This is a genomic window from Coprococcus eutactus, assembly GCF_025149915.1.
Classification (GTDB): Bacteria; Bacillota; Clostridia; order Lachnospirales; family Lachnospiraceae; genus Coprococcus; species Coprococcus eutactus.
Genome location: NZ_CP102278.1, coordinates 2,910,625 through 2,934,262 on the forward strand (window position 1 = coordinate 2,910,625; position 23,638 = coordinate 2,934,262).

At 44.0% G+C, this 23,638-nt stretch carries 14 protein-coding genes; 3 read left to right on the forward strand and 11 right to left on the reverse strand.

Annotated elements, in window-relative coordinates; genetic code table 11:
- Window positions 1–81: 81 nt before the first annotated feature.
- The 3 genes from NQ536_RS12950 to hisA form a co-directional block, all read right to left on the reverse strand.
- Window positions 82–3,321 carry a YfhO family protein gene (locus NQ536_RS12950; RefSeq protein WP_259805367.1) on the reverse strand — a complete coding sequence of 1,080 codons (3,240 nt, stop codon included), beginning with the start codon at window positions 3,319–3,321 and terminating at the stop codon, window positions 82–84.
- Between the two features lie 183 nt (window positions 3,322–3,504).
- Entirely contained in the window at window positions 3,505–5,784 is a 2,280-nt protein-coding gene (locus NQ536_RS12955; protein ID WP_004852454.1) for a glycoside hydrolase family 9 protein, read from the reverse strand.
- Window positions 5,784–6,563, reverse strand: a complete 780-nt coding sequence (hisA, locus tag NQ536_RS12960) for a phosphoribosylformimino-5-aminoimidazole carboxamide ribotide isomerase (RefSeq protein ID WP_004852456.1) — start codon at window positions 6,561–6,563, stop codon at window positions 5,784–5,786. Before hisA ends, NQ536_RS12955 begins: the two co-directional genes overlap by 1 nt.
- A gap of 191 nt (window positions 6,564–6,754) precedes the next feature.
- On the opposite strand from hisA, the gene NQ536_RS12965 reads away from it, so the two are divergent.
- Together NQ536_RS12965 and NQ536_RS12970 are read left to right on the forward strand one after the other, a co-directional pair.
- Window positions 6,755–8,164 carry an AAA family ATPase gene (locus tag NQ536_RS12965; RefSeq protein WP_004852458.1) on the forward strand — a complete coding sequence of 470 codons (1,410 nt, stop codon included), beginning with the start codon at window positions 6,755–6,757 and terminating at the stop codon, window positions 8,162–8,164.
- Window positions 8,165–8,270: 106 nt separating this feature from the next.
- Entirely contained in the window at window positions 8,271–8,963 is a 693-nt protein-coding gene (locus tag NQ536_RS12970; protein ID WP_155803876.1) for a YesL family protein, read from the forward strand.
- Here NQ536_RS12970 and NQ536_RS12975 read toward each other — a convergent pair.
- The 5 genes from NQ536_RS12975 to NQ536_RS12995 form a co-directional block, all read right to left on the reverse strand.
- Window positions 8,960–9,670 (reverse strand): ComF family protein, encoded by a 711-nt coding sequence (locus NQ536_RS12975; RefSeq protein WP_044998236.1) that lies wholly within the window; start codon window positions 9,668–9,670, stop codon window positions 8,960–8,962. The two genes, NQ536_RS12970 and NQ536_RS12975, sit on opposite strands and share 4 nt — an antisense overlap.
- A 46-nt stretch (window positions 9,671–9,716) precedes the next feature.
- Window positions 9,717–12,110 carry an SF1B family DNA helicase RecD2 gene (gene recD2, locus NQ536_RS12980; RefSeq protein WP_004852464.1) on the reverse strand — a complete coding sequence of 798 codons (2,394 nt, stop codon included), beginning with the start codon at window positions 12,108–12,110 and terminating at the stop codon, window positions 9,717–9,719.
- A gap of 80 nt (window positions 12,111–12,190) precedes the next feature.
- On the reverse strand, window positions 12,191–13,183 hold the full coding sequence (gene mreB / locus NQ536_RS12985) for a rod shape-determining protein (RefSeq protein ID WP_004852466.1): 993 nt from the start codon (window positions 13,181–13,183) through the stop codon (window positions 12,191–12,193).
- 14 nt (window positions 13,184–13,197) lie between these two features.
- On the reverse strand, window positions 13,198–15,705 hold the full coding sequence (locus NQ536_RS12990) for a PAS domain-containing protein (RefSeq protein WP_004852468.1): 2,508 nt from the start codon (window positions 15,703–15,705) through the stop codon (window positions 13,198–13,200).
- Window positions 15,706–15,854: 149 nt separating this feature from the next.
- Entirely contained in the window at window positions 15,855–16,748 is an 894-nt protein-coding gene (locus tag NQ536_RS12995) for a hypothetical protein (RefSeq protein ID WP_004852471.1), read from the reverse strand.
- A gap of 309 nt (window positions 16,749–17,057) precedes the next feature.
- Here NQ536_RS12995 and NQ536_RS13000 point away from each other — a divergent pair, with 309 nt between their 5' ends.
- Complete coding sequence (locus NQ536_RS13000; protein ID WP_022058609.1) at window positions 17,058–17,852, forward strand: hypothetical protein; 795 nt, start codon at window positions 17,058–17,060, stop codon at window positions 17,850–17,852.
- Window positions 17,853–17,950: 98 nt separating this feature from the next.
- Here the strand turns inward: NQ536_RS13000 and NQ536_RS13005 are convergent, their stop codons facing one another.
- From NQ536_RS13005 to metG, 3 genes are all read right to left on the reverse strand, one after another.
- Window positions 17,951–19,012 (reverse strand): DUF6382 domain-containing protein, encoded by a 1,062-nt coding sequence (locus NQ536_RS13005; protein WP_004852475.1) that lies wholly within the window; start codon window positions 19,010–19,012, stop codon window positions 17,951–17,953.
- A 52-nt stretch (window positions 19,013–19,064) separates the two neighbouring features.
- The gene (gene glmS / locus NQ536_RS13010; RefSeq protein ID WP_004852477.1) at window positions 19,065–20,888 is read right to left on the reverse strand and encodes a glutamine--fructose-6-phosphate transaminase (isomerizing); all 1,824 of its coding nucleotides are present in this window, start codon (window positions 20,886–20,888) and stop codon (window positions 19,065–19,067) included.
- Window positions 20,889–21,388: 500 nt separating this feature from the next.
- Entirely contained in the window at window positions 21,389–23,425 is a 2,037-nt protein-coding gene (gene metG, locus NQ536_RS13015; protein ID WP_004852479.1) for a methionine--tRNA ligase, read from the reverse strand.
- Window positions 23,426–23,638 lie beyond the last annotated feature (213 nt).

The following is a 23,638-nucleotide window of genomic DNA, read 5'->3' on the forward strand; positions in this document are numbered from 1 at the left end:
CCAGGTCAACGCTCACATCGTTTTTTATGCTGAAATTTTCACAAAAAATATTCATCATTTTGTACAATATAGACTATATTTTCATTTTGACACATCCTGATCTTTCTGATTGTTTTTATACAGCTTCTCGGCAAGCTTCATCGCCTCCTCAAGCTTTGTTGTGTCCTCCTCAAATATATACTCATCGGACTCCCCATTGTCACCCCCGTTCTGAGGATTCTTATTCCAGTGATCTGCATCTATGACATCCTCATTCTGTTCTTCCTCGCTCTGGATATCTGCTTCCCCCGCGGCATCGCTGGCTGCAGTTTCCTTCTTAGCAGCTTTTATACTCTTCTTTTTTTCCTTTATAGTCTTCGCGTTCATAAGGAATGCGAACACGAGCCATCCAATAAGCGTGAACAATATTCCCGGCTTAAGCCCCCTAGGGAAATACTTAAACACTATCGTGTGGGCACCCGCCTTGAGGTCAAGTGCTATGAACGCACCCGCAACAGTCTGGATCTCGGTCTTCTTTCCATCGACATAAGCAGTCCATCCGGAATCGTACGGTATCGAGGTGAACATAAGCCCGTCTTCCTCCGGTGCAATTTGTCCTTTCACATATCCATCCTCAAATACCGAGGTCTTAAACTGATCCTTCGACCATCTCTCATATGCCACATCAAACGCCGCACCATTCATTGTCGCGAGGGTAAGCCTTGCCGATGTGTTGTCCGGCACACCATCTGAAAAGCAGTATTCTATCTCCACATGGGCACCCTTTGACATATGTCCAATATGGTACGTCTGATACTGAAGTCTTTCATAGTTCTGTTCCTGGCCGTCAACATATGTCCTGATCTTGGTTATTCCGTTACAGTTCGCTATCATATACAGATCATTCTGTTCCTCTGTTATGTCAAAGCTCAGACTGAAACTGGTTATTCCTGGTGTTATATCTGACAGCGCAAAATATTCACTGTACTGATTGTCGTGTGTTATGGTTATGTCATTGCTGGAACCTGTGATCTCAGGGTATATCTGGCTGAATATTCCGGCAACTCCTGTGGACTTTTCCACAAAATCGTTGATACTCTCGAACATATTTCCCGCATCGCTGGTCCAGTCCTTAAGGTTGTTGTTTACCATGAATCCAAGCTTAAGTGCGCGCTCATTCTGATATATATCCACATCCCCTACAGTATCCAGATAATTCATGTCGTATGACATATATTCATCAGATCTCCTAAACACATATCTTATTCCAAGGACTGCGCTTGATACAGGGTTTGCTCCGTCAAACAGAAACTCATTTGCACCAGTGTAAAATCCAAGTCCGTGCATCGCATTTACCAGATCATTTGACACCGTCGATCCAAACAGGCTCACGCCCTGCATATTGTAGTATGTGGACTCATCCACCACATTAGTTTCAACCAGCTCCGATCTATAAGAGGAACCGTCATGTTTTACTGAGTCGATGGCTGCCTGGAGATTTTCAGCATCGCCATAATAATCTGGAATGTACACTGTTCCATTGCTCTCGTAGCCCTTGCCCGCGCTGAACACAACTTCCGTCAGGCACAGCACAGCCATGACTATAGACATCACAAACCTTCCCTTACCCTTGAGCATACTCATCAGCATCATAACAATAGAATATGTCACAAACAGTCCCCATGTGAGCATGATGACTGTCTTGTCAAATTCTATATTCTTGTCTGCATATACCAAAAAGCCAAATGCGACTATAATTCCAGCCATGACACCCACAACCTGTTTACGGTCAATGTTTACAACAGCCTCGTATCCCATGGATAACAGGACAAATATAAACAGAAATGAGAATCTGTTTGGTATTCCGTACTGGTCGTGGAATCCATGCCAGATATAGTTGAGGAGCACGTTGTTAAAGCTCATCATGAGGAACACCAGCAATATGATATTCTTCAGTTTCTCATACCACTTTATCTTCGTATTAAATATGTATATACCTATAAGAAGTATCGCAAATGTACCGCAGTACAGATTGACACCTCCGTCAAACCCTTGGCTCTTTATCGGCGGTGTGAATACAAACATCTGCTTTATCATATCCCAGATGCTGCCATACCACTCCCAGTTCGGGTAGTGTCTGGTTGCTGATGCCGTTGTGTTCAGTCCAATATATGCCGGAATCAGCAGAAATGCAGACATCGCAGCGGCAAGCACGGATGTTCCTGCAAATCTCAGTGTGTCCTCGGCGGCCTTATATATGTTCTTGTGGTTCGTCATGATGAACTGCAACACAAGAAACATGCATATCATGAAACATATATAGTAATTACAGAGGAGTCCGTAAAACAAACTCAAAGTGTACAGCTTATAGTTGCTTCCATCCTCCATCATCTGCTCAAATCCCTGAATGACCAGAGGAAGTATAAGTATACAATCCATCCACATGAGGTTCCATGAATAACCGATCACATAGTTGCTGAGTGCATATGCAATGGCAAATGGTATGATGAACACATTGTTCTTATCCTTACATTTATATCCGAGATAGCTTGCCATGGTAAGTCCCGACAGAGCGATCTTTATACTTATCAGAAGACACATAGCCACATACAGATGCTCTCTGTCAAATATAACTATGATAAAATTCAGAGGGCATGACATGTAGTATGCGATTATATCCAACAGATTGCTTCCCATACCAATATCCCATGTGTAAAAAAGGCTTCCCTCATTCTGAAGCTTATCATGGTAATCTGAGAAAAACGGAAGATACTGGTGAAGACTATCCACCATAGTCAGACTGTGGCCGCCAAATGGACCGATCTCCGCTATGATCCAGAGCACCAGCATGAACACAGCCGGTACAAGGAACGATATGACCATAATATAATTGTCCGACAGTATATCTCTGAGTGATCTCTTATTCTTTTTGAACACAAAACATTTGCTGAAAATATAGTTGATGACTAGTACCACTAGCTGTACCACTATCTTAGAAACAAGCTCATTATATCTGAACGAATCGCAGAGCAGATTGGTGCCAACGACCTCGACGATCATTGCGAACAGACGCATTCCCACAAAGGATACGAATTCCCTGACGATCTCTCCGACACGCTTCCTTTGTTCTGATCTGAACACATAAAATCCATTTGCAAAGTATGCGAATAGTATAGCCAGCATGATCGCTATGACATTGGCTTCACTCCTAGTCAGATCAGTGACTAATCTAAGTACAAAAAAAGATACCAGGTTAACAGCCGTTGTCATTCCTCCGGCTATCACATACCTGACCATCTCTTTCTCCATGAGTTTCTTTATCTTGTCCAAATATATATTCATATCACTATACCGTTTCCTCATATCTTATATCTCATACATGTACACAGAGTCAGGAATACCTCATCTGATAGTATTCCTGACATGCATACCCTGTTTATACTATTCAATAGTTATAACAAATATGATGTTCTATTGATAGTTACATGTTATTAATTTTGATGTCTGTTATTTCGTCAGCTCCATCTACTTCATAGCCGCAAGCAGATATACCAGTGGTGAATTCCAGTAGATCGTAACCTCGTTGCATGAATAGCTCTGTGCATTGTCCACATAGCATTTCTCCGGTGCCATGTCAGCAAGGACCGCCTTCGCATATGGGTCCTGAAGATTTCCATTTGCACCGCCTATGAGCATTCCAGGCATTGCCTTTCCAAGGACCTCTGATGGTCTGTGGTGTGGATTTTCCGGTGTCTGTGAACCGTAACCTGTCACATAACAGTAGCTGACCGGATTCCTTCCGAGCAGGTAGTTGAGCTGGTCTGCGGCATAATCGACATAAGAATCATCACCGAAGACCTTTGAAGCCATGAGCAGTAACATTCCGTCATTTGCCACAGCCATATTGCTTCCCCATACATACTCACCGCCGGTTGCAGAGCCAAATCCGCACTTGCCATAATTCTTGACAAGATCATCTGCGCCCTCCTTGAGGATGGCCTTCTCAGCTTCACAATCCTTGACATTCATGCAGTAGTCGTATATCGCATAGTAACCTACGTCAGCCCATCCAAGGCCATACTTCACGCTGGTCTTGACGGTTTTCTTGACATAGTCGTTGTAACTCTCATCCCCGGTCGCTATATAGAGTTCTGCAGCTGCCCACAGATACTCGTCAGTCATTCTTCCATCCGAATAAGAACCTGTTACTATGTCTCCAACATTTGTAAATCCCGGATCTTCCTCATGCTCTTCGAGATATTTCCATGCCTTCTGGGCCGCAGCAAGACATGTATCTGCAAAATCTTTATCTATATCCCTGTATATAACTGAGGCTTTTGCCATGACTGCGGCAAAATCGCCCGTGGCTGCAGTGGATATAGGTGACAGTATCATCTGTGCTGTCTCATCAACTGCAAGAACAGTCTCAGGGAACACCTCACCTGTAACCTTGTGGTATACACCACCGCTGTTCTCATCCTGCATCTTGAGCATCCAGTCAAGCTCGTATCTCGCCTCATCGAGAATATCCGGAACCCCATTGCCACTCTCAGGTATTCCTATAGTGTCATCCTTTGCAGCCTCAGCTGAGTCCTCATATGTGAGCAAAAGATCCTGCACAGCCTTCGCCCCCGGAACCACATATCTGCCGTAGTCTCCTGCATCATGCCAGCCGCCGGTCACATCCTTTGCCACATCTGATCCGTACACTATAGCCTGTCCGGTATGACATGCTTCATGGGCAAAATCACCTGCAGCTGCGCTGTCAAGTGCTGTTCCACATCTCTGGTCATAGAGCATGAGAACTGATGCCTTATAAATATCGTCATATATTCCATCCTTCACCTGGAACTCGTATGACTCCTCACCTGTATCTACTGTTATCTTGTATGTACCCTCAGCATTCACATCGCTGAAATCCACGATCGTATATCTGAGATCAGCGCCGGAATCATAATGCCAGTCGCCAAGCTCGCCCGTCTTAACAGACTTTCCTGTCGCAACGTCCACAACATCAAATGTCTTTGCCGACTCATTTGTTATGGTCGCAAGCTTCTGGGCATTCTTCTTATATCCGAGCTGGTTGACATTTACGATCTTAGGCTCCGGAATGGACTCGACCTGCTGTGCCTTTGATGCATCCACGACCGTAAGCTTTATATTGTCAAAATATATCTTATGTGGAGTACTGTCATCACCCTTGCCTTCAAAGTGCCCGAGGTTCATGCAGAGTCTAGGCGCCGGATCCGACTCCTCGCTCATGGTGAACTGTGTCGAAACATGCTGCGTGTCTGTTCCAACCATCGCCTCGTCCATGACATACGCATGGTAATCTCCGCCATTTATCTGTATCCTGTACTGAAGTGCCCTCTCTATAGTGCTGTGAACATCAAATGAAAGCTCGTATACACAATCCTGATTGAGTGCAAATCCGTCATAAAATATCTGGTTTGCATAGTCGAGCTTGCCTGTCGATGTCACATCAAGACACAACTCACCATTCTCATTAAGCAGTTCCGCCTGACCGCCGTTAAAATATGTGGCACATCCATCTGTATCATTGTCATCAAAATTCAGATCAACGAGCACATCCCCATCTGTCACCTGACTGTTCTCCTCCTCAGTGACCGCCTCAGATGTCTCTGTCTCCTCTGTCTCCGTGGACACATCCCCCGACTCCGTCTCAGTGCTCTGCACTGTCTGCTCCTCTGTACCGTCTGTCTTCTTGTCCCCGCAACCGGCAAGCATCGACATGGTCATAGCCGCTGCCATGGTAACTGCAAGTACCTTTCTCATCTTCGCCATTATTTACCCTCCATAAACCTTATAATGTCCTGAAACGCCATGTGTCCCCCGAAGATATCAAGTGCGCTCCCTATCGTCACATCTATCCTGTTCCTTCCAAGACTTCTAAGCTGTTCCAGATCGTCAAATGATGCCACTCCTCCCGCATATGTCATAGGCAGCTTCCCCCATCGTCCAAGCATGTCAGCCACATGCTCCTCGATACCGGAGGCCTTGCCCTCCACATCCACAGCGTGGACCAGGTACTCATCACAGTACTCAGACAACATATCAAGCGTATCATCGTCCACCTTTACATTGGTGAATTTCTGCCATCTGTCAGTGACAATGTAATACTCCCCATCCTTCTTACGACATGACAGATCCAGCACGAGATGTTCCCTGCCGACAGCCTTCTCAAGGGCATTCAGGTTGTCGAAATTTATCTCGCCATCCCTGAACACAAAGGATGTTGCTATGACATGGGATGCACCCATATCTATGAATTTCTCCGCATTGCCGGCATTTATTCCGCCACCGATCTGCAGACCTCCCGGATATGCCTCAAGGGCAAGCCTTGCCTGATTCACATCCGCATCATAATACTCACTGGATGCCGGATTCAGCAAGATGATATGTCCGCCTGTAAGCCCATATTTCTTATACAGATCAGCAAAAAAACTGCCATCCTGATGTGACACAAAGTTCTCGTCCGCCCTGTCGCCCTCATCGCAGAGGCTTCCTCCAACTATCTGTTTCACCTGTCCATTGTGAATGTCTATACATGGTCTGAATCTCATATCACCTGTCTCCTGTCATGTTAGTTATGTACACGCATCATTTGTCCATATAGTGGTTATTCTAACATACTAATTCCAAATATGACACAATAAATGGCTTAACCGGTCAAAACTTTATTTGATTACAATAGACAAAGGCTTTACAATAGAATTGATTATGTTCATCGTGAAAAAGAAAGGGGAACTTACTTATGAATTACTCACTGAAAGCCGAACTGGATAACTGCTATTCATTTGCCGATTCTTTGGACAACGACGGCTATGGTGCACGTCAGAAAGCAGGGCTCAAGACAAGGGAGATGCTGCAGTTCGATGTTCTTCAGTTTCTTGCATATCTGTCCAGTTCTAACCAGGCTGAACTTACCCTGGAGATAAAATTCATCCGCGAATATCTGAATCAACATTTTACAACTGACAGGTTCCGCACATTCAAATACGAGAGGACGACCGGAGATTTCGCCAGCACTCCGCCCCGTTCACTGACGTATTTCGTTCAGGGTGACCTTGCCCGCATGAAGGTTAATCCCAATGCGGTGTACCGTTCAAGAGACTATGTACGGACATTCAAACTCATGGGACAGGAATTTATCGCCTGCAACAACCTGACAGACGAAGGCGAGATTGCGAAGCTCACCGGCTACTGCCTGATGCTTGACAAGTACCTGAAGTCCATGAACCTTTACGCGATAGATCCAAGCCCGCTTCTCGACAAATATAACGCACTGCCTAAGAACACTCCAACAGCAAACCAGACCGGATCCACTACTGTCACAGCAAAACCGGAACCGGTGAAGGACGTGGATACTCTTCTTGAAGAACTCGACTCCATGACCGGACTTGAGAGTGTGAAGAAGGATATCACAAACCTTGTAAACCTCCTGAAGATCAAGAAGCTCCGTGAAGAAAATGGCATGAAACAGCCATCCGTATCCCTCCACCTCGTATTTTCGGGTAATCCAGGTACAGGAAAGACAACCGTTGCCAGACTTCTTGCCAATATCTACAAAGGACTGGGGGTTCTGTCAAGGGGACAGCTTGTAGAGGTCGACCGCGGAGGCCTTGTGGTCGGCTATATCGGTCAGACAGCCATCAAGACATCTGAGGTCATAGAGTCCGCACTAGGCGGCATTTTGTTCATAGATGAGGCGTACACCCTCACTGCCGGAAAGGGCGAGAACGATTTTGGACAGGAGGCCGTGGACACTCTTCTTAAAGCCATGGAGGATCACAGGGATGACTTCATAGTCATCGTAGCCGGATATCCTGACCTGATGGAGCAATTCCTAAGTTCCAATCCAGGGCTGCGCTCAAGATTCAACAAGTTCATCACATTTGAGGACTACACAGGCGATGAACTGATGTCCATATTCGAGAGCATGTGTTCAAAGCAGGAATACAAGCTGGATGATGCCGCCCGCGATTACGCACAGAACTACTGGGCAGACAAGGCAGCAAACCACGACGAGACATTTGCCAATGCCCGTGAGGTACGAAACTTTATGGAGTCTGCTATTTCAAGACAGGCCACACGTATTGTTTCAATGGACAAGATAGATGTGGATACCCTTGCAACCCTTACCGCTGCAGATCTAATGGAATAGTTTCTACTTTGTTCACACTTATTTTATTGTATATATTGCCGGATACATATTATAATGAAGGACATTGATATATTTGATTATCAGACAGAAAGAGAGGTATTTTATTTTGATCAGATCGGTTACAACAGACAATCCCGTTATGAACTTTTTAACCATCGTGTGTGATATAGTCATACTGCACTTTTTATGGCTGCTGACTTCCCTGCCAGTTCTCACAATAGGAGCATCCACCACTGCACTCTACTATACCACCATGAAGTGTATCCGAAATGGACAGGGTGGGGTGGTAAAGATGTTCTTCAAGAGTTTTAAGGACAACTTTAAGCAGGCAACTGGCATCGGTATTCTGGCTTTGATCGCAGGTTTTATATGTGTCTTCGACATGTACTTTGCCATCAATAAAAATCTCAAGAGTATGATGGTCATTTTCACCATCATGTCCCTGATATACCTGTTCACAGTGCTATATGTATTTCCACTTCAAGCACAGTTTGAGAACACCGTCAAGACGACTATCAAGAACGCTTTCCTGCTGTCCATCAAGAACCTTCCGTGGACACTGCTGCTCACAGCCATCACCGCTCTCATGGTCGTGATGAGCTATCTGAACTCTACAGTTCTTGGAATCATGCTCATATGTGCTGCAGGGCTTCACGCATACCTCTGTTCCCTCATATTTGTGCACATCTTCCGCGAATATATGCCAGAGGAAGATAACAAAGCTGATGAAGATTTCCACATTAAGGAAACTACAGATACAGTGGAAACTACAGATACCGATGACAGCACTCAGGACTAACGTCCCTTGCCTATACATACAGATGAATAATACACATTACACGCGCCAGCTTCCTTTAGGAGACTGGCGCATACGTCTATAGTGACTCCTGTCGTGTATATGTCATCCACTATGAGTATGTTTTTGTATTGTGGATAAACCTTGCCAATAGTCATGGACTCTTTTATATTGTTTGCCCTCTCCAGATTGTCGAGTGACTTCTGGGGCGCGGTATATCTGTCCCTCACGAGCATATCTGAGCGCAGCGGAAGTCCAAGCTCATCCGCCACCACCCTGGCAAGTTCCTGAGCCTGATTGTACCCTCTTTTCCTGAGTTTTTTCCTGTGAAGAGGAACACAGGTTACTGCATCTATCCCATACTGGGCTGCATAAGGACGCACCTTGTCCGCCATCTGTTTTCCATAAAAATCGCAATATTCTATTTTCTCATGATATTTTATCGCCAGGACACTGGTCTTGACGGGCTCTAGGTAGTTGAACACCGGAAACCCTTTCTCGAAATTCCTGAAATGTCTCTCACAATCAAGACAGAATTCTCTTTCCTCAGAATCGATCTCTTTCCCACACCTCATGCACACAGGAGGCTTCACATAGGGCAGGTCTGTGTGACTGCTGCACACAGATCCCCCACCATATGGAATGACCTCATCACATATAGCACATCTACGCGGAAATATCAGATCCGTGATAATGTCAAATATTCTCAATCTGTTCCTCTATTCTACTTTTCTCTGAACTCATAGCTATCATCTGTCACGCTCCGCCCTCGGCAGCCTCACTGAGCCGTAGCGCAAATGTGGTAAATCTCTTCTGTTCATCTTCATTGTCTATCATGGCATTTGCCAGTCCTATATTGCCGACTATGACCACACATCTTCTTGCCCTTGTCACCGCAGTGTACAGAAGGTTTCTGTTGAGAAGCTTTGGCGGGCATCTGAGAAGCGGAAGAACCACCACCGGGTACTCACTTCCCTGGGACTTGTGGATAGTTATCGCAAACGCATGCTCCAGCTCCTCCAGCTGGTTATACGGATACTCACTCTGTCTTCCATCGTCAAATTCAACTATGATCTTCTGGTCATAGTCATCCACCGTCCTGACAAATCCTATATCTCCGTTGAACACACCGACACCTTCCTCTTTCGCAAACCTGCCGGTGGGATCCATTATCTTCCATTCCTGCTTGTAGTTGTTCTTCACCTGCATGACTTTGTCTCCCTGACGGAACACAACATCTCCTCTCACATACTCCGGCTTTCCCTTCCCGGATGGGTTGAGTATCTCCTGGAGCTGTCTGTTGAGATTCTCTATTCCAAGGTCAAATTTCCTCATAGGTGTGAGAACCTGTATATCCGAACTGTTCACCTTGAAAAATGATGGAAGCTGCTTTGTCATCAGAACCTTCAGTTCAGATATTATCTCATTATACCCATTTCTCGGTATAAAGAAAAAATCCTCACTCTTGTTCTTTATCTCGATATGTACACCCGCATTGATCTTGTGGGCATTGCCTATGATATCGCTGTCCTTTCCCTGCCTGTATATCCTGTCGAGAACCGACACATGGAATACTCCAGAGGCAATGATATCCTTGAGCACGTTTCCAGGGCCAACTGATGGAAGTTGGTTGGAATCTCCCACAAGGACAAGTCTAGTACCCGGAGTCACAGCCTTCAAAAGGCTGTAGAATATTCCACTGTCCACCATGGACATCTCATCGATTATTATAACATCCGCTTCCAGGGGATTGCTTTCATTTCTCGCAAATACATATACCGAATCACCATCATCGTCCACACCACCATTGAGTTCTAGAAGTCTGTGTATGGTCTGGGCCGCATATCCTGTGGCCTCAGTTATCCTCTTTGCAGCCCGCCCCGTAGGAGCAGCCAGCACTATGTTCATGCGAAGGCTTTCGTATATCCTGATAAGAACATTGATTATGGTGGTCTTACCTGTTCCCGGTCCACCTGTGATAACGGCTACGCCATGTCCCACTGCCTTTTCCACCGCCTGTCTCTGCGCATCCGCAAGTTGTATCTTCTCCTCGTCCTCAACAGTTTTTATAACCTTATCTATATTAAGTTTTGCCTTTGAAAAGTCTATATCAAGCGCGGTGAGCATTCTCGCCGAATTCAGCTCCGTATAGTAGTCACCGACTCGGTAGACTATATTCTCAGTATGTGTTTCAGGAGGCGCATCTATCTGCACTTCCGCCTGGGTGTCAAACACGGAATCAAATCCATCATCAAACATACTCTCGGATCCTTCAATCCCGGCTTTTTCACTTTCTGATCCTACATCCCTGGACTCCCCATTTAATCCAAGCTCCTTTACGATGATCTTTCCCGCAACACTCAGTTCCAGTATCTGATTACATATAGTCATCTCCAGCTCCGGATCATACGGCATGTATTCATTCATAAGAAGATCGTAAGTCTTGTCTACAAGCATCTTCTGCGGGAGATACATATGTCCCAGCCTGTTCGCCCCCGACAGCGCATACATTATAGCCGCCCTGACTCTGAAATCAGAGTCCTTGCCTATGCCAAGTCTGTCCGCTATCTCATCGGCAGTCTTGAATCCAATGCCGGTTATATCCTCCGCTATCTTATAGGGATTTGTCCTGACAACGTCATATAACCTGTCACCGTATTCATTGTATATCTTAACCGCAAGATTCACTGGAATGTTAAGTCCCGAGAGGAACATCAGCGCATCCTGCATCTCTTTTTTTTCGTTGTAGGAGACTGCTATCTCCCTTGCCTTTCTCTCAGATATTCCTCTGATCTCCGCAAGTCTCTCAGGCTCCTCCTCTATAATCCTCAGCGAATCCATCTTGAACTTCTTCACGATCCTCTTCGCCAGGGCTTCGCCTACACCCTTTATCACGCCTGAACCAAGATACTTCTCAACGCCGATAATGTCATCCGGCATCTTTATCTCACAGGATGTGAATTTGAACTGCAGATCATAGCTGGGATGTTCCACAAATTCTCCCTCTGCAGATACATACACGCCCTCCGCCACGCCTCGCAGATTCCCCACAAAAACATCTTCGCCGTCCTCACCTTCTACGGTGAAGACGGCGTATCCATTGTCTTCGTTCTTATATATAACCTTTTCTACATATCCTTCTCTAACCAAGTTCTGTCTCCCTTGAAATTCTTATCCAAAGTGCTCATCCGAAGTCATATATACCAGACCAATGCCCTGATCCAAAGACACTAGTTCTTCTTCTCACTCAAAAGCTCTATATACTTGCCGGTTCCTATCGCCACAGCTCTGAGTGGATCCTCGGCTGTCATTGTAGTGATTCCTGTCTTCTCCTCAAGAAGTTCCTCAAGTCCGTGGAGAAGCGCTCCACCACCTGTGAGAACTATTCCTCTATCCGCAATGTCTGCGGCAAGTTCAGGCGGAGTTCTCTCAAGTACAGAGTGAACAGCCTCACATATCTGTGATGCCGGCTCACGAAGTGCCTCCTCTGTCTCATCCGATGTAACAGTGACCGTCTTTGGAAGTCCAGTCACAAGGTTTCTTCCTCTTATGTCGAGTGTTATATTCTCAGGTCGTCTGTAGCATGTACCTATCTTGATCTTGATCTCCTCTGCGGTTCTCTCTCCTATGAGAAGGTTATGCTTCTTTCTCATAAATCTTACGACAGCCTCATCAAAATCATCACCTGCGACCTTGATGGACGCACTTACAACAGGGCCACCAAGTGATATGACTGCGATATCTGCAGTTCCTCCACCTATATCGACTATCATGTTGCCACACGGTCTGTATATATCTATACCTGCACCTATCGCCGCAGCAACAGGCTCCTCTATAATCGAAACATCCCTGGCCCCGGCTGCATATGTCGCATCCTCGACCGCCTTCTTCTCAACCTCTGTTACCTGAGAAGGTACACATACACTTATCCTAGGCCTTCTGCCAAAGTAACTTCTTCCAACGGCCTTCTGAATAAAATACTTCAGCATCTTCTCAGTTATCGTGTAATCCGAGATAACGCCCTGTCTGAGGGGTCTGATGGCAACTATATTACCCGGAGTCCTGCCAAGCATAAGTCTTGCCTCTTCACCGATTGCCACTATCTTATTCGTATCTCTGTCATATGCAACTACAGAAGGCTCTTTCAATACAACGCCTTTTCCTTTTACATATACCAGGATACTGGCTGTACCTAAATCTATACCAATATCTGCGCTTGCCATAACAAGTCTCCCTTCTATTCGTTCACGTCTCTTAATATTACAAGAGATGCATTGCTGCCGTCAAGCCATTTCATGCGTACTTCTGTCAGATCCATGATCTTGTCAAGGCTTCTTATGTAACTACGCCAGTTAACTTCCTTCTCTTCAACGCCTATATGCTGATCTGGACCGCCCATAATCTTATATTTATCTCGCAGATTCTCTATAAGAAGCTTGCTATCTTTATCTGTGAAATCATAGCCAAGCATATCATTTAATGCTTTGTTTGAGAACAGTACTTTTCCAGTATCGACTTCCCTTATAAATATGCCCTCATCCATGTAGTTATATGTATCGAGAAGAACACTGTTAATCCTCTTCACACTGTCATCACTCTCTATCTTCTCCAAGCAGCATCTTATGACCTCAGAGGTCTGCTTTGCAAATTCTATCTCCTCCACTGACCATATCTTATTCACGGATGTGTTGGCAAGTACAAACACCGCACCGCTGCGTCCATTCACATATACCGTCACCGCCACAAAGCTCTTAACCGTGCTTCCAGTAAGAATCTTCTTCGCAACATCATCTATATGTCTGGCATCTATTACCATATATCCCTTGTCTGCCATCTGGACTTTGCCCTGTCCATTCTGCCATGATCTGAATCTTATATTGCCCCGCTGCCAGTCTGATACATACTCTTCAGCCGACATGCTCTGATTCTTTGACCATAGATACTGACAGTCAAGGCTTCCATCGTCATCCCTGACATACACAGCCGCAACATCAGAATTAAGACATTCACCCACCTGGGATATAACATCATTTATAACCTGCTGCTGGCTCTTATCTGAATTGTTGAGGGAATCCACAAGTATCTTCTGCCACTGAACCTTGTTCTCCATCATGACTTCCAGTGACTTGGCACGTATCGCTTCCTTCGCCAGTATGTTCGAGCTGAATGCATACTCGGAAAATATCCTTCCAAGCTGCCACTGTACCTTATATACCTTCTCCATCTGCTTTCCGTCATCTGCATCGTATGAACAGCAGATCCACGTTGCAACATGCTTCCCATCAATCATGATCGGAGCACCGCAGATCTTACTTCCGTCAATATCATCATCCATATCCATCATGACCGGAACATTGTTTCTGAGTATCACCTCATTGAGCTTCATGTATATCTGCTTGTACTGAGGTTTCTCGAACATATCATAGAAATAACCCATATGCTTCTGAGGTCCCGCCGGCTCAACCATCTTCTTACCTACAGGATCTATGATGGTTGTATATAGACCTGTAAGCATTGAAAATGCCTTGGTTATCATCGTCCACTTCTTTGTATCCAGCTGATTTCTCTCATTATCAGACTGACTGTTCGCCTTCATAATATAAGAAATCTTGTCGTCAAATTCCTTTTTCGCCTTCTCAACGCTGTTCTCAAGAGTCTTTTTGTCCGTTATATCAGATATGAAATATTCTACTGTGTAGGAGTTGTCCTCCGCCTGTGTCACGGAACTCTGGGACTTGACCCAGATTATCTCTCCCCTGTCGTTAACTATCCTGAACTCCTCTTCATAATCCTTATCCTCGCGCTTTGTAGCATTTTTGACATTCGCAAACACCCTGCTTCTGTCCTTCGGATGGATGTAATCTTCTATAAGTCTGTCTCCAAGCCTTATGGCATCAACATTGATACCCATCTGCCTGGCGTTAGGCGTGATATACTTGAACTCTGGTCTTCCGTTGTTATATCTCTGAACCATGACAAAGCTCTTGATTTTTGACATGGCTGACAGAATATACGCAGCCTGATCCTCGTTATATCCGGTCTCCTTGTCCTTGATGAACAAAAGCTCTATTCCATCCATATCGCCCTCAGATGTCCTGACTATATGACACTTCAGTCTCATCTTGCTTATATCTCTTCTGGACGACACGATCCTTGTCTCCATCTCGAAATCATCTATATTCGTATTCTGAGCCTTATACAACTGTCCTATGAGCACATCATAATCACTCTTTGGAATGAGATCACTGAGTCCAACTAGTCCGCTGTAAAAGTTGCCATCTGTGTATCCGTACTCTGTTATGTTCTTCGACACATAACGTGTTCTCCATACACCCTCCGGCTTATACAGGTACAGAGCCACAACCCCTATATGATTTATTATCCTCTCAAGACTGACGCTTCCGATGGTTACATCCGATCTCAGTTCAAAAAGAACCATATATGCCTTTTTGCCCTTGTACTCAAACTGATTCACAAATCCACTTACAATATATCGCTCACTGTCATTCACTATAAGCGCAAGTCTGTGCCAAATGAGAGCCTTCTTATCCTCAAGTGTAGGCCAGAATTCATCGCTTATCATAAATTTGTCAGGTTCCATTCCAAGTGTCTCCACACCTGTCCCTATGATCTTGACTGCGGCATTGTTAATACTGAGGACTTCTCCATCTTCACAAAACATCACCGCAGGATATTCCACTATTCCCAAAAAGTCTGAATAGCTGCTAAGTTTATTTATCTCCATCTATCTTCTCCATTTATATTTATCCATTTCGTATAATATCCCTTTATACACATAAAACTTTCCTATGATGACATTAAAAGCCCATAGAAAAGTTTCATGCTGATACACAGAACTCATCATATCATGAGCATCTGCTTTATTCATAAATATTACTGCTGTGAATTCTCCGCGTCACTGACCATAGCTGTCGCTTCGCTCTTCAGCCCCGTAAATGCCTTATCTGCAACTTCCTTTGTCGAAGCACACGCTGCAACCACACTGTCAAGCGATGATAAAAGATCTGACATGTATCTGCTCACGCTCTCACATTCCTTTTTAACATTGTTTCTAAGTCTTGTGGCATCCTCTGTAGCTGCGTTTCTTGTGTTCGCTGCATCTCTCTGTGCCTCTTCACGCATAACCTTACACTCATAATCTGTCTTTGCCGAGAGTGCCTCCGCATCAGAATGTGACTTATTTCTAGTCTTTTCAGCCTCTGCGTATGCCTCTTCCTTCATGCTGTTGCACTTTGCCTCAGTCTGGTCATACATCTGCTGGCACTGTATCTCTGTGTCTGTCTGAAGCTTGGTACATCTGTCTCTCACTTCTGTCTCATAAGCCTCAAGTTCAGATGTTATTGTATTTTTTTTGTCGGTACACTCTTTCTCGGTCTGTGCGATAAGTGCATCAGCGCTCTCTCTCGCCTCCAGAAGTGTTCTTGATATAGACTCATATCTTCCAGCGTTCTCAAGCTCTCTCTGCTTGTAAGCATTCACCTGCTCCTTGAGTGCTTCAAGTTCACTCTCAAGGTCTGAATTAGCTTTTTTCAAAGTCTCTATAGTCTTGGATGACTCAGTCATGTTAACCTCTCTCATCGTCTTAAGACTGAGCACTGCCTCACTGAGCTTACTTACGTTCTCCTTCAGATCTTCAACTTCCTTGTTGTGCTTCTCCTTGAGCTCGTCAATATAGTAGTCAACGGATGCTTTGTCATATCCTCCGAATTTTACAGTTTTAAGTGACTCAACTCTTTCATCTGCTATCTCTTCTACCTGTTTTGCCATGACTTTACCTCCAAAATCCAATCGTACTTAGTCGTATTGTAATCGTATGCTATGCCAATAACCTTCTTGTCAAATGTAATCAATCCCGCTGTACTACCTTATCGGTGCGCATCAGTGCGGTTCATATTATATCACACATCATAGTTTAAGCAAAGCACTTTTGTCGTTTCTGTATTTTATTTAATTGATTTTATGATTACAAACAAATATTTTTATGCTATATTGTTTATGCTGTATAATATAGAAGTAATTTATGCACTTTACACTAAACAGAGTTTTTACTGTTGTTAATACGGAGGATCAATATAGATGAAAAACCACTTAAAGAGATATTCCAGACTGATGTTACTTGGTCTTACGACCACCTTCACACTCGCATCCCTAACAGGATGTCTGCATCGCAAAAAGACAACATATCAGACATATATGCAAAACATTTTGGATGTTAACTACAAAGGCAGCTTTGACGGTTATGTTGACGACAATGACGGTTCAAAAGATGATGCACAGGCGATGTACGATGATACCATAGACTACCTGTCCGTTCAGCTCATAAATCATTATTCACTGGCAAATGCTGACTCAGACGAGGTAAAGAATATATTCAACGATACTGCAAAGACGATATACTCCCAGGCAAAATATGAAGTATCACAGGCGTACAAAAACGGAGACGATTATTACGTTGATGTAACTGTGTACCCTATGGATATTCTCAACCAGGTGTTCGATGACGTATTTGCGTATATTGAGGACTCCAACAAGAAGATCGCAGCCGGTGATTACAACAATACAGGAAAAGAAGACTATGAGGCACAATTCGCACAGGGAGTTGCAGATATAATCCAGGAGAAAACCTCAAATATGGAATATCGAAGTCCAGTGGTCATATCCGTGAAGATAACCGATGACGGAGACTATTACTGTGCCGACCCATCCGGTCTGTCACAGGTGGATGCATCGATGCTCGCCATTGAGGGTTCCCATGACGGAGACTCCGGCGACTCCGAATCAGATTCCTCTAAAGATGGTTCTTCTGAGGACAGCTCATCTGATGACAATGACGGAGGAACTGATATCAGTTCCGGCGTAGAGGCTGAATAATCCAAGCAGAACAACAAGCATAAAGAACAAGGTTCAAAACAAGAACCCCGACCACAAAATCTATCGTAGTCGGGGTTCTTGTTTTATTATAAGATATCTTATTTCTCCTTGAAGGTGAACTCTTCATTTGCAAGTTTGAATCTGATACCGTCTATAAGCATCATATCTGTACCACTGCTTATAATCTTTCCGCCAAGATATGTATGGTTTGTCGACTTGTTGTCTCTCAGATAATATACACCATTGACGTTTATTATGTATGCATGGCGACGGCTGACTGAGTTGTTGTCAGTAACCTGATAGTCAACCCCCTGTGTAGACTTACCAATACAGAATATAGGCTTGTCAATCCTGATTCTCTCTCCTGTTCTTGTTCTGATAATAACAGGACCGCTCTTCACCTTGCTGTTCGCTGTCAAAACAGTTGTAGATCCATCGTCATTACTGTCAAATCCTATATCATTTGAAGAGAAATCCTTAACCTCTTTTGCAAGCTTGAATGATGATGTAGTTGTAGTATGTGGTGTCTCCGGTATCTCCACTTTCGCCATATTGGCAGGCTGAACATCTTCTAATTTCATGAGTTCCTGCTCATCCTCCGGATGTGCTATGTTGTCATTTTTCAGATCTGTTACAAATTTATAAAACTCTGACAGATAGAAAGTAGAATTATGGTCGAAATACTTGATAAGTTCATATCCCGCATCAGAAGCTTTTTTATTTGCAAACTTGACATTCGCCATGAAGTCCCTTATAAACTTCTCCATATTGCACTTGTCCATAGGCTTATCTATTGGCAGGAACACAAGCTGCACTGCCATGTTCTGAAAATCTATATACATGTATCCTTTGTTCAATATGACTTTCCCTATGGACATATCGTTTGCTTTCAGATACATCAACTGATCGGCTATACTGAATATTATATCCACCAATTCATCCTTGTGAATTTTCTTCTCAAGGAACTGGTTCATAGTTGTCATAGCCGGGATTGAATATGTGAGCGCCCTCTGCCCATTTATATACTCCTCATGGCAAAAAGCGTTGTTGCCAACAAACTGAGCATTGTACAATTCAACCTCGTTGTGAAGAACCTCAACATCATCTTCAATCTTAAAGTACAATTTGTACTCATCACACAAATACATCTTATCACTCATAAAAAACCCTCCGATATTTATCGCACGATATCCATGTAAGTCCCGGAGTCAATTATTCTACTGTAACTGACTTTGCCAGATTACGTGGCTTATCTACGTCCAACCCCTTTGCATCGGACGTATAGTACGCTATGAGCTGAAGGATAACAGCGGCTGAGAACACAGTGAACAGACCATCCTGCTTAGGAATCGATATATGCTTATCGCACACATCTCCGTCATTGTATTCCTCATCCATGCTGACAAGAATAACATATGCCCCCCTTGCCTTCACCTCGCGTATGTTGGAAATCATCTTTCCATATACAGATTCCTGTGTAGCCAAAGCTATGACCGGAACGTTGTCTGTTATGAGCGCAATCGTTCCATGTTTTAACTCCCCTGCTGCATATGCCTCGGCATGAACATATGAAATCTCTTTTAGCTTTAGCGCACCCTCCAGAGACAGAGTATAATCAAGTCCTCTTCCTATAAAGAACGCGTCTGGAGCCATTTTTATATAATTTGCTACGGTTTTAACTTCGTCAGCCTGCTTGAGCGTCTCCTCTATAACCGGGATAACGTCCAAGAGCTGTCTGATAAATTCCCTAGCTCTGTCTTCAGAATAGATTCCCTTTACATAACCTATCCTGCAGCCTATGAGGTACATAGCTGCCATCTGCACTGAATATGCCTTTGTGCTAGCAACTGCAATCTCTGGTCCCGCATGTGTATAGAGAACATAATCGCTCTCCCTCGCAATTGTTGAGCCTTTGACATTGACTATGGACAAAACCTTAGATCCACATCTCTTGGCAAGTCTAAGTGCCTCGAGTGTATCTATGGTCTCTCCGGACTGTGATGTGACTATCACAAGAGTTTTTTCATTTATGAGTGGTTCCTTATATCTAAATTCTGATGCTATTTCAACATTAACAGGAATCCTTAACTCCTTCTCTATCATGGCTTTGCCGACAATCCCGGCGTGCATGGCTGTTCCACATGCCACAACCGTAATGTTCTCAAGATTTCTTAACACATCATCATCAATTCCGTCCTCGGTGAAATCAGGAAGCGAATTCACTATACGAGGTGTTATTGTATTTCTAAGTGCATCAGGCTGCTCATAGATCTCCTTCAACATAAAATGAGGGTATCCACCCTTCTGAGCTGCCGTAATATCCCATGTGATCTTAAGTATCTCTGGCTCTACCACTTTCCCCTTCATATCTTCTACCTTGATCCCAGCGCCTGAGAGTGTCAGTATATGATACTCAGGCACTACAAAGTAGTTCTGTGAAAATGCAATTATAGCTGTAAGATCTGAGGCAATGATAGCCCCATCCTCTGTATATGAAGCAATCATCGGACTTACATTTCTAACTGCATATATCTTGCCAGGTCTGTCTGCAAACATAATACAAAGTGCAAATGAACCTGCAATTGCTCTAACAGCCCTTCTTATGGCGTCTATAGGGTCCCCCTCATATAAAGTATCCAAAAGTGCTGCTACAACCTCTGTGTCTGTCTCGGATACCAGCTTGTCAGCCAGTCCGTACTCTCTGATAATCTCATTATAATTCTCTATAATTCCATTATGTATGAGAGCAACATTTCCGCATTTGTGTGGATGTGCATTCACATCCGTAACTCCGCCGTGAGTAGCCCATCTTGTATGACCTATTCCACAGGTAGACTTGTATACAGGACTATCGTCACTGCACATCTCTCTCAGATCATCTACTCTTCCGGCCTTCTTCTTGATCGTCAGTGTATCATCATCATTAAGCAGTGCTATACCAGCACTATCATATCCCCTGTACTCGAGTTTTGCCAGGCCATCTATCAAAATATCCTTGGCCGGTTTCTTTCCTACATATCCTATGATTCCACACATATTTAATTATTCTCCTTTCGGCTTATACCACACTGCATACTGATACTATTATTATATGGCACACTAAAAAAAGGTGCATTCACCGTTCAACTTTCACCATACAAAGCAGCTGTGGGTGTCCGGTCATGATTCTTTGTTTTGAGGTCACCCTCATATTTGGATATCATGTGCGCATCCAGACTCTGCGTGAAGGCATCCGCCGAATATTCGATAACCTTCAACCTCGTTATCCCTGAAAACATACTGTCCAGGGTTCATGGCGCTAAGATTTCTAAATCTTTCCAAAGGCGCACTCCTCCCACCTGTACACCTAACAAAATTTTATCATGGAACATCTAATTAATCAATAAAGACATTACATGACATATTACCCAAATATTACCTGCAGTTTACCCGTATGGCGCCCCACCAAAATATATAAAGGGGATCACAGCGCCACGATATCCACCATGTGCCACAATCCCCTCTAATATTTAATACACTCTATTATATATGTCGGATCAGCTTATAAAGCATCCACCTGGGAAGTCTTTCTCTGTGGTGAGGAGTGAAAGATTGCCCTCCGGATCCTCAGCACACAAAAGCATACCCTCTGATATAACTCCGGCAAGCTTACATGGCTTAAGATTTACTATAGCCACAACCTTCTTACCTACCATATCCTCTGCTGAGTATGTACCCTTGATTCCTGATACTATCTGCTTTACATTGTTCTTGCCAAAGCTTACCTGTGAGCAGAGAAGCTTTCTTGAATTTGGAACTTCCTCGCAGGCTACAATCTCTCCGATCATAAGCTGCATCTTCTGAAATTCATCTATACTTATCTCCTCTTTGTCCACAACATCAGGGTTGCTCTTGAGAGACTGAACCTTCGCCTCAGCTATCTTGATCTTCTTGGTCTCAGCGGAATTTTCCTTTTCTTCCTTCTGTTTCTTTGCCTGCTCGTACATTGATTCTTTCTCTACAGGAGCAAACTCAGCTACCTTTGCCATAACCTCCTTCACGTCAAGTCGTGCAAAGAGTATCTCAGGCTGTTCTGTAACCTTTGTTCCTGACTTGTACAGACCGAACTTGCCAAGCTCTGTGACTTTTCTCTTCTCTGTGCTGAGCTGAGCCATGATCTTCTCTGTTGTCTCAGGCATATATGGCTCAAGGAGTGTAGCACCTATAATGATGCTCTCGACAAGGTTATACAGAACTGTATTGAGTCTGTCTTTCTTGTCCTCCTCCTTTGCGAGTGCCCAAGGCATTGTCTCATCTATATACTTGTTGCATCTCTTGAACAGTGCGAATATCTCTGTGATAGCATCTGCAACCTTGAGCTTGTCCATGCACTCTGCAACCTTATATCTGCAATCCATGACAACCTTCTTCAGATCCTCATCAACTGGCTCTGTGACATTTGTGTTGGTCACAATGCCGCCGAAATACTTGTTGGACATTGATATGGTTCTGTTGACCAAGTTTCCAAGTGTATTTGCAAGCTCTGAGTTGAGTCTCTCAACCATGAGCTCCCATGAGATAACTCCATCATTCTCAAATGGCATCTCGTGAAGAACAAAGAATCTGACAGCATCAACACCGAATATATCGACCATATCGTCAGCATACATTACGTTGCCCTTAGACTTACTCATCTTGCCATCACTCTGGATAAGCCAAGGATGACCGAATACCTGCTTTGGAAGCGGAAGTCCGAGTGCCATCAGCATGATAGGCCAGTAAATAGTATGGAATCTCAGGATATCCTTACCGATCAGGTGAAGATCTGCCGGCCAGTATTTATAAAACTTCTCATCGCTCTTTCCATCTACGTCATATCCAAGTCCAGTTATGTAGTTTGAAAGCGCATCAACCCATACATATACAACATGTTTTGGATCAAAGTCTACCGGAATTCCCCACTTAAATGATGTTCTTGAAACACACAGATCCTGAAGTCCCGGCTTTAAGAAGTTGTTGACCATCTCGTTACGTCTTGACTCAGGCTGTATAAACTCAGGATGCTGCTCTATATGCTTCATGAGCTTGTCCTGATATTTGCTCATCTTGAAGAAGTATGCCTCCTCCTTTGCCTCCTGAACAGGTCTTCCACAGTCCGGACATTTGCCATCTATGAGCTGTCCATCTGTGAAGAATGACTCACATGGTGTACAGTACTTTCCTACATAATGTCCTTTATATATGTCACCCTGATCGTACAGTTTCTTGAATATCTTCTGTACCTGTTTCTCATGATAATCGTCTGTTGTACGGATAAATTTGTCATATGATGTGTTCATGAGGTCCCAGATCCTCTTGATCTCACCTGATGTCTCATCAACGAATTCCTTTGGTGTCTGCATGTTCTCGAAAGCCTTGTTCTCGATCTTCTGTCCATGCTCATCTGTTCCTGTCATGAATCTTACATCATAACCTGCGAATCTCTTGTACCTTGCAATGCTGTCAGCCAACACGATCTCGTAGGTGTTGCCTATATGAGGTTTACCTGATGCATATGCAATGGCGGTTGTAATATAATACGGTTTTTTTGCCATTTCAAAAACCCTCCCTGAAAAATACTACAAGCACAAATGAAATGCTTGTGCAACTTTACCGAAAAACTCCTCGGTAATTGTAAATTATATGCCCTTTTATTATTTATTGTCAAGAAGATGGAATATTAAATAAGCCTGTTTGGGCAGTCATTCCACAATGCTGCCAACGAACTTGTCAAAGTTCCTCTCAAAAGCGCATCACATTCCAACGGA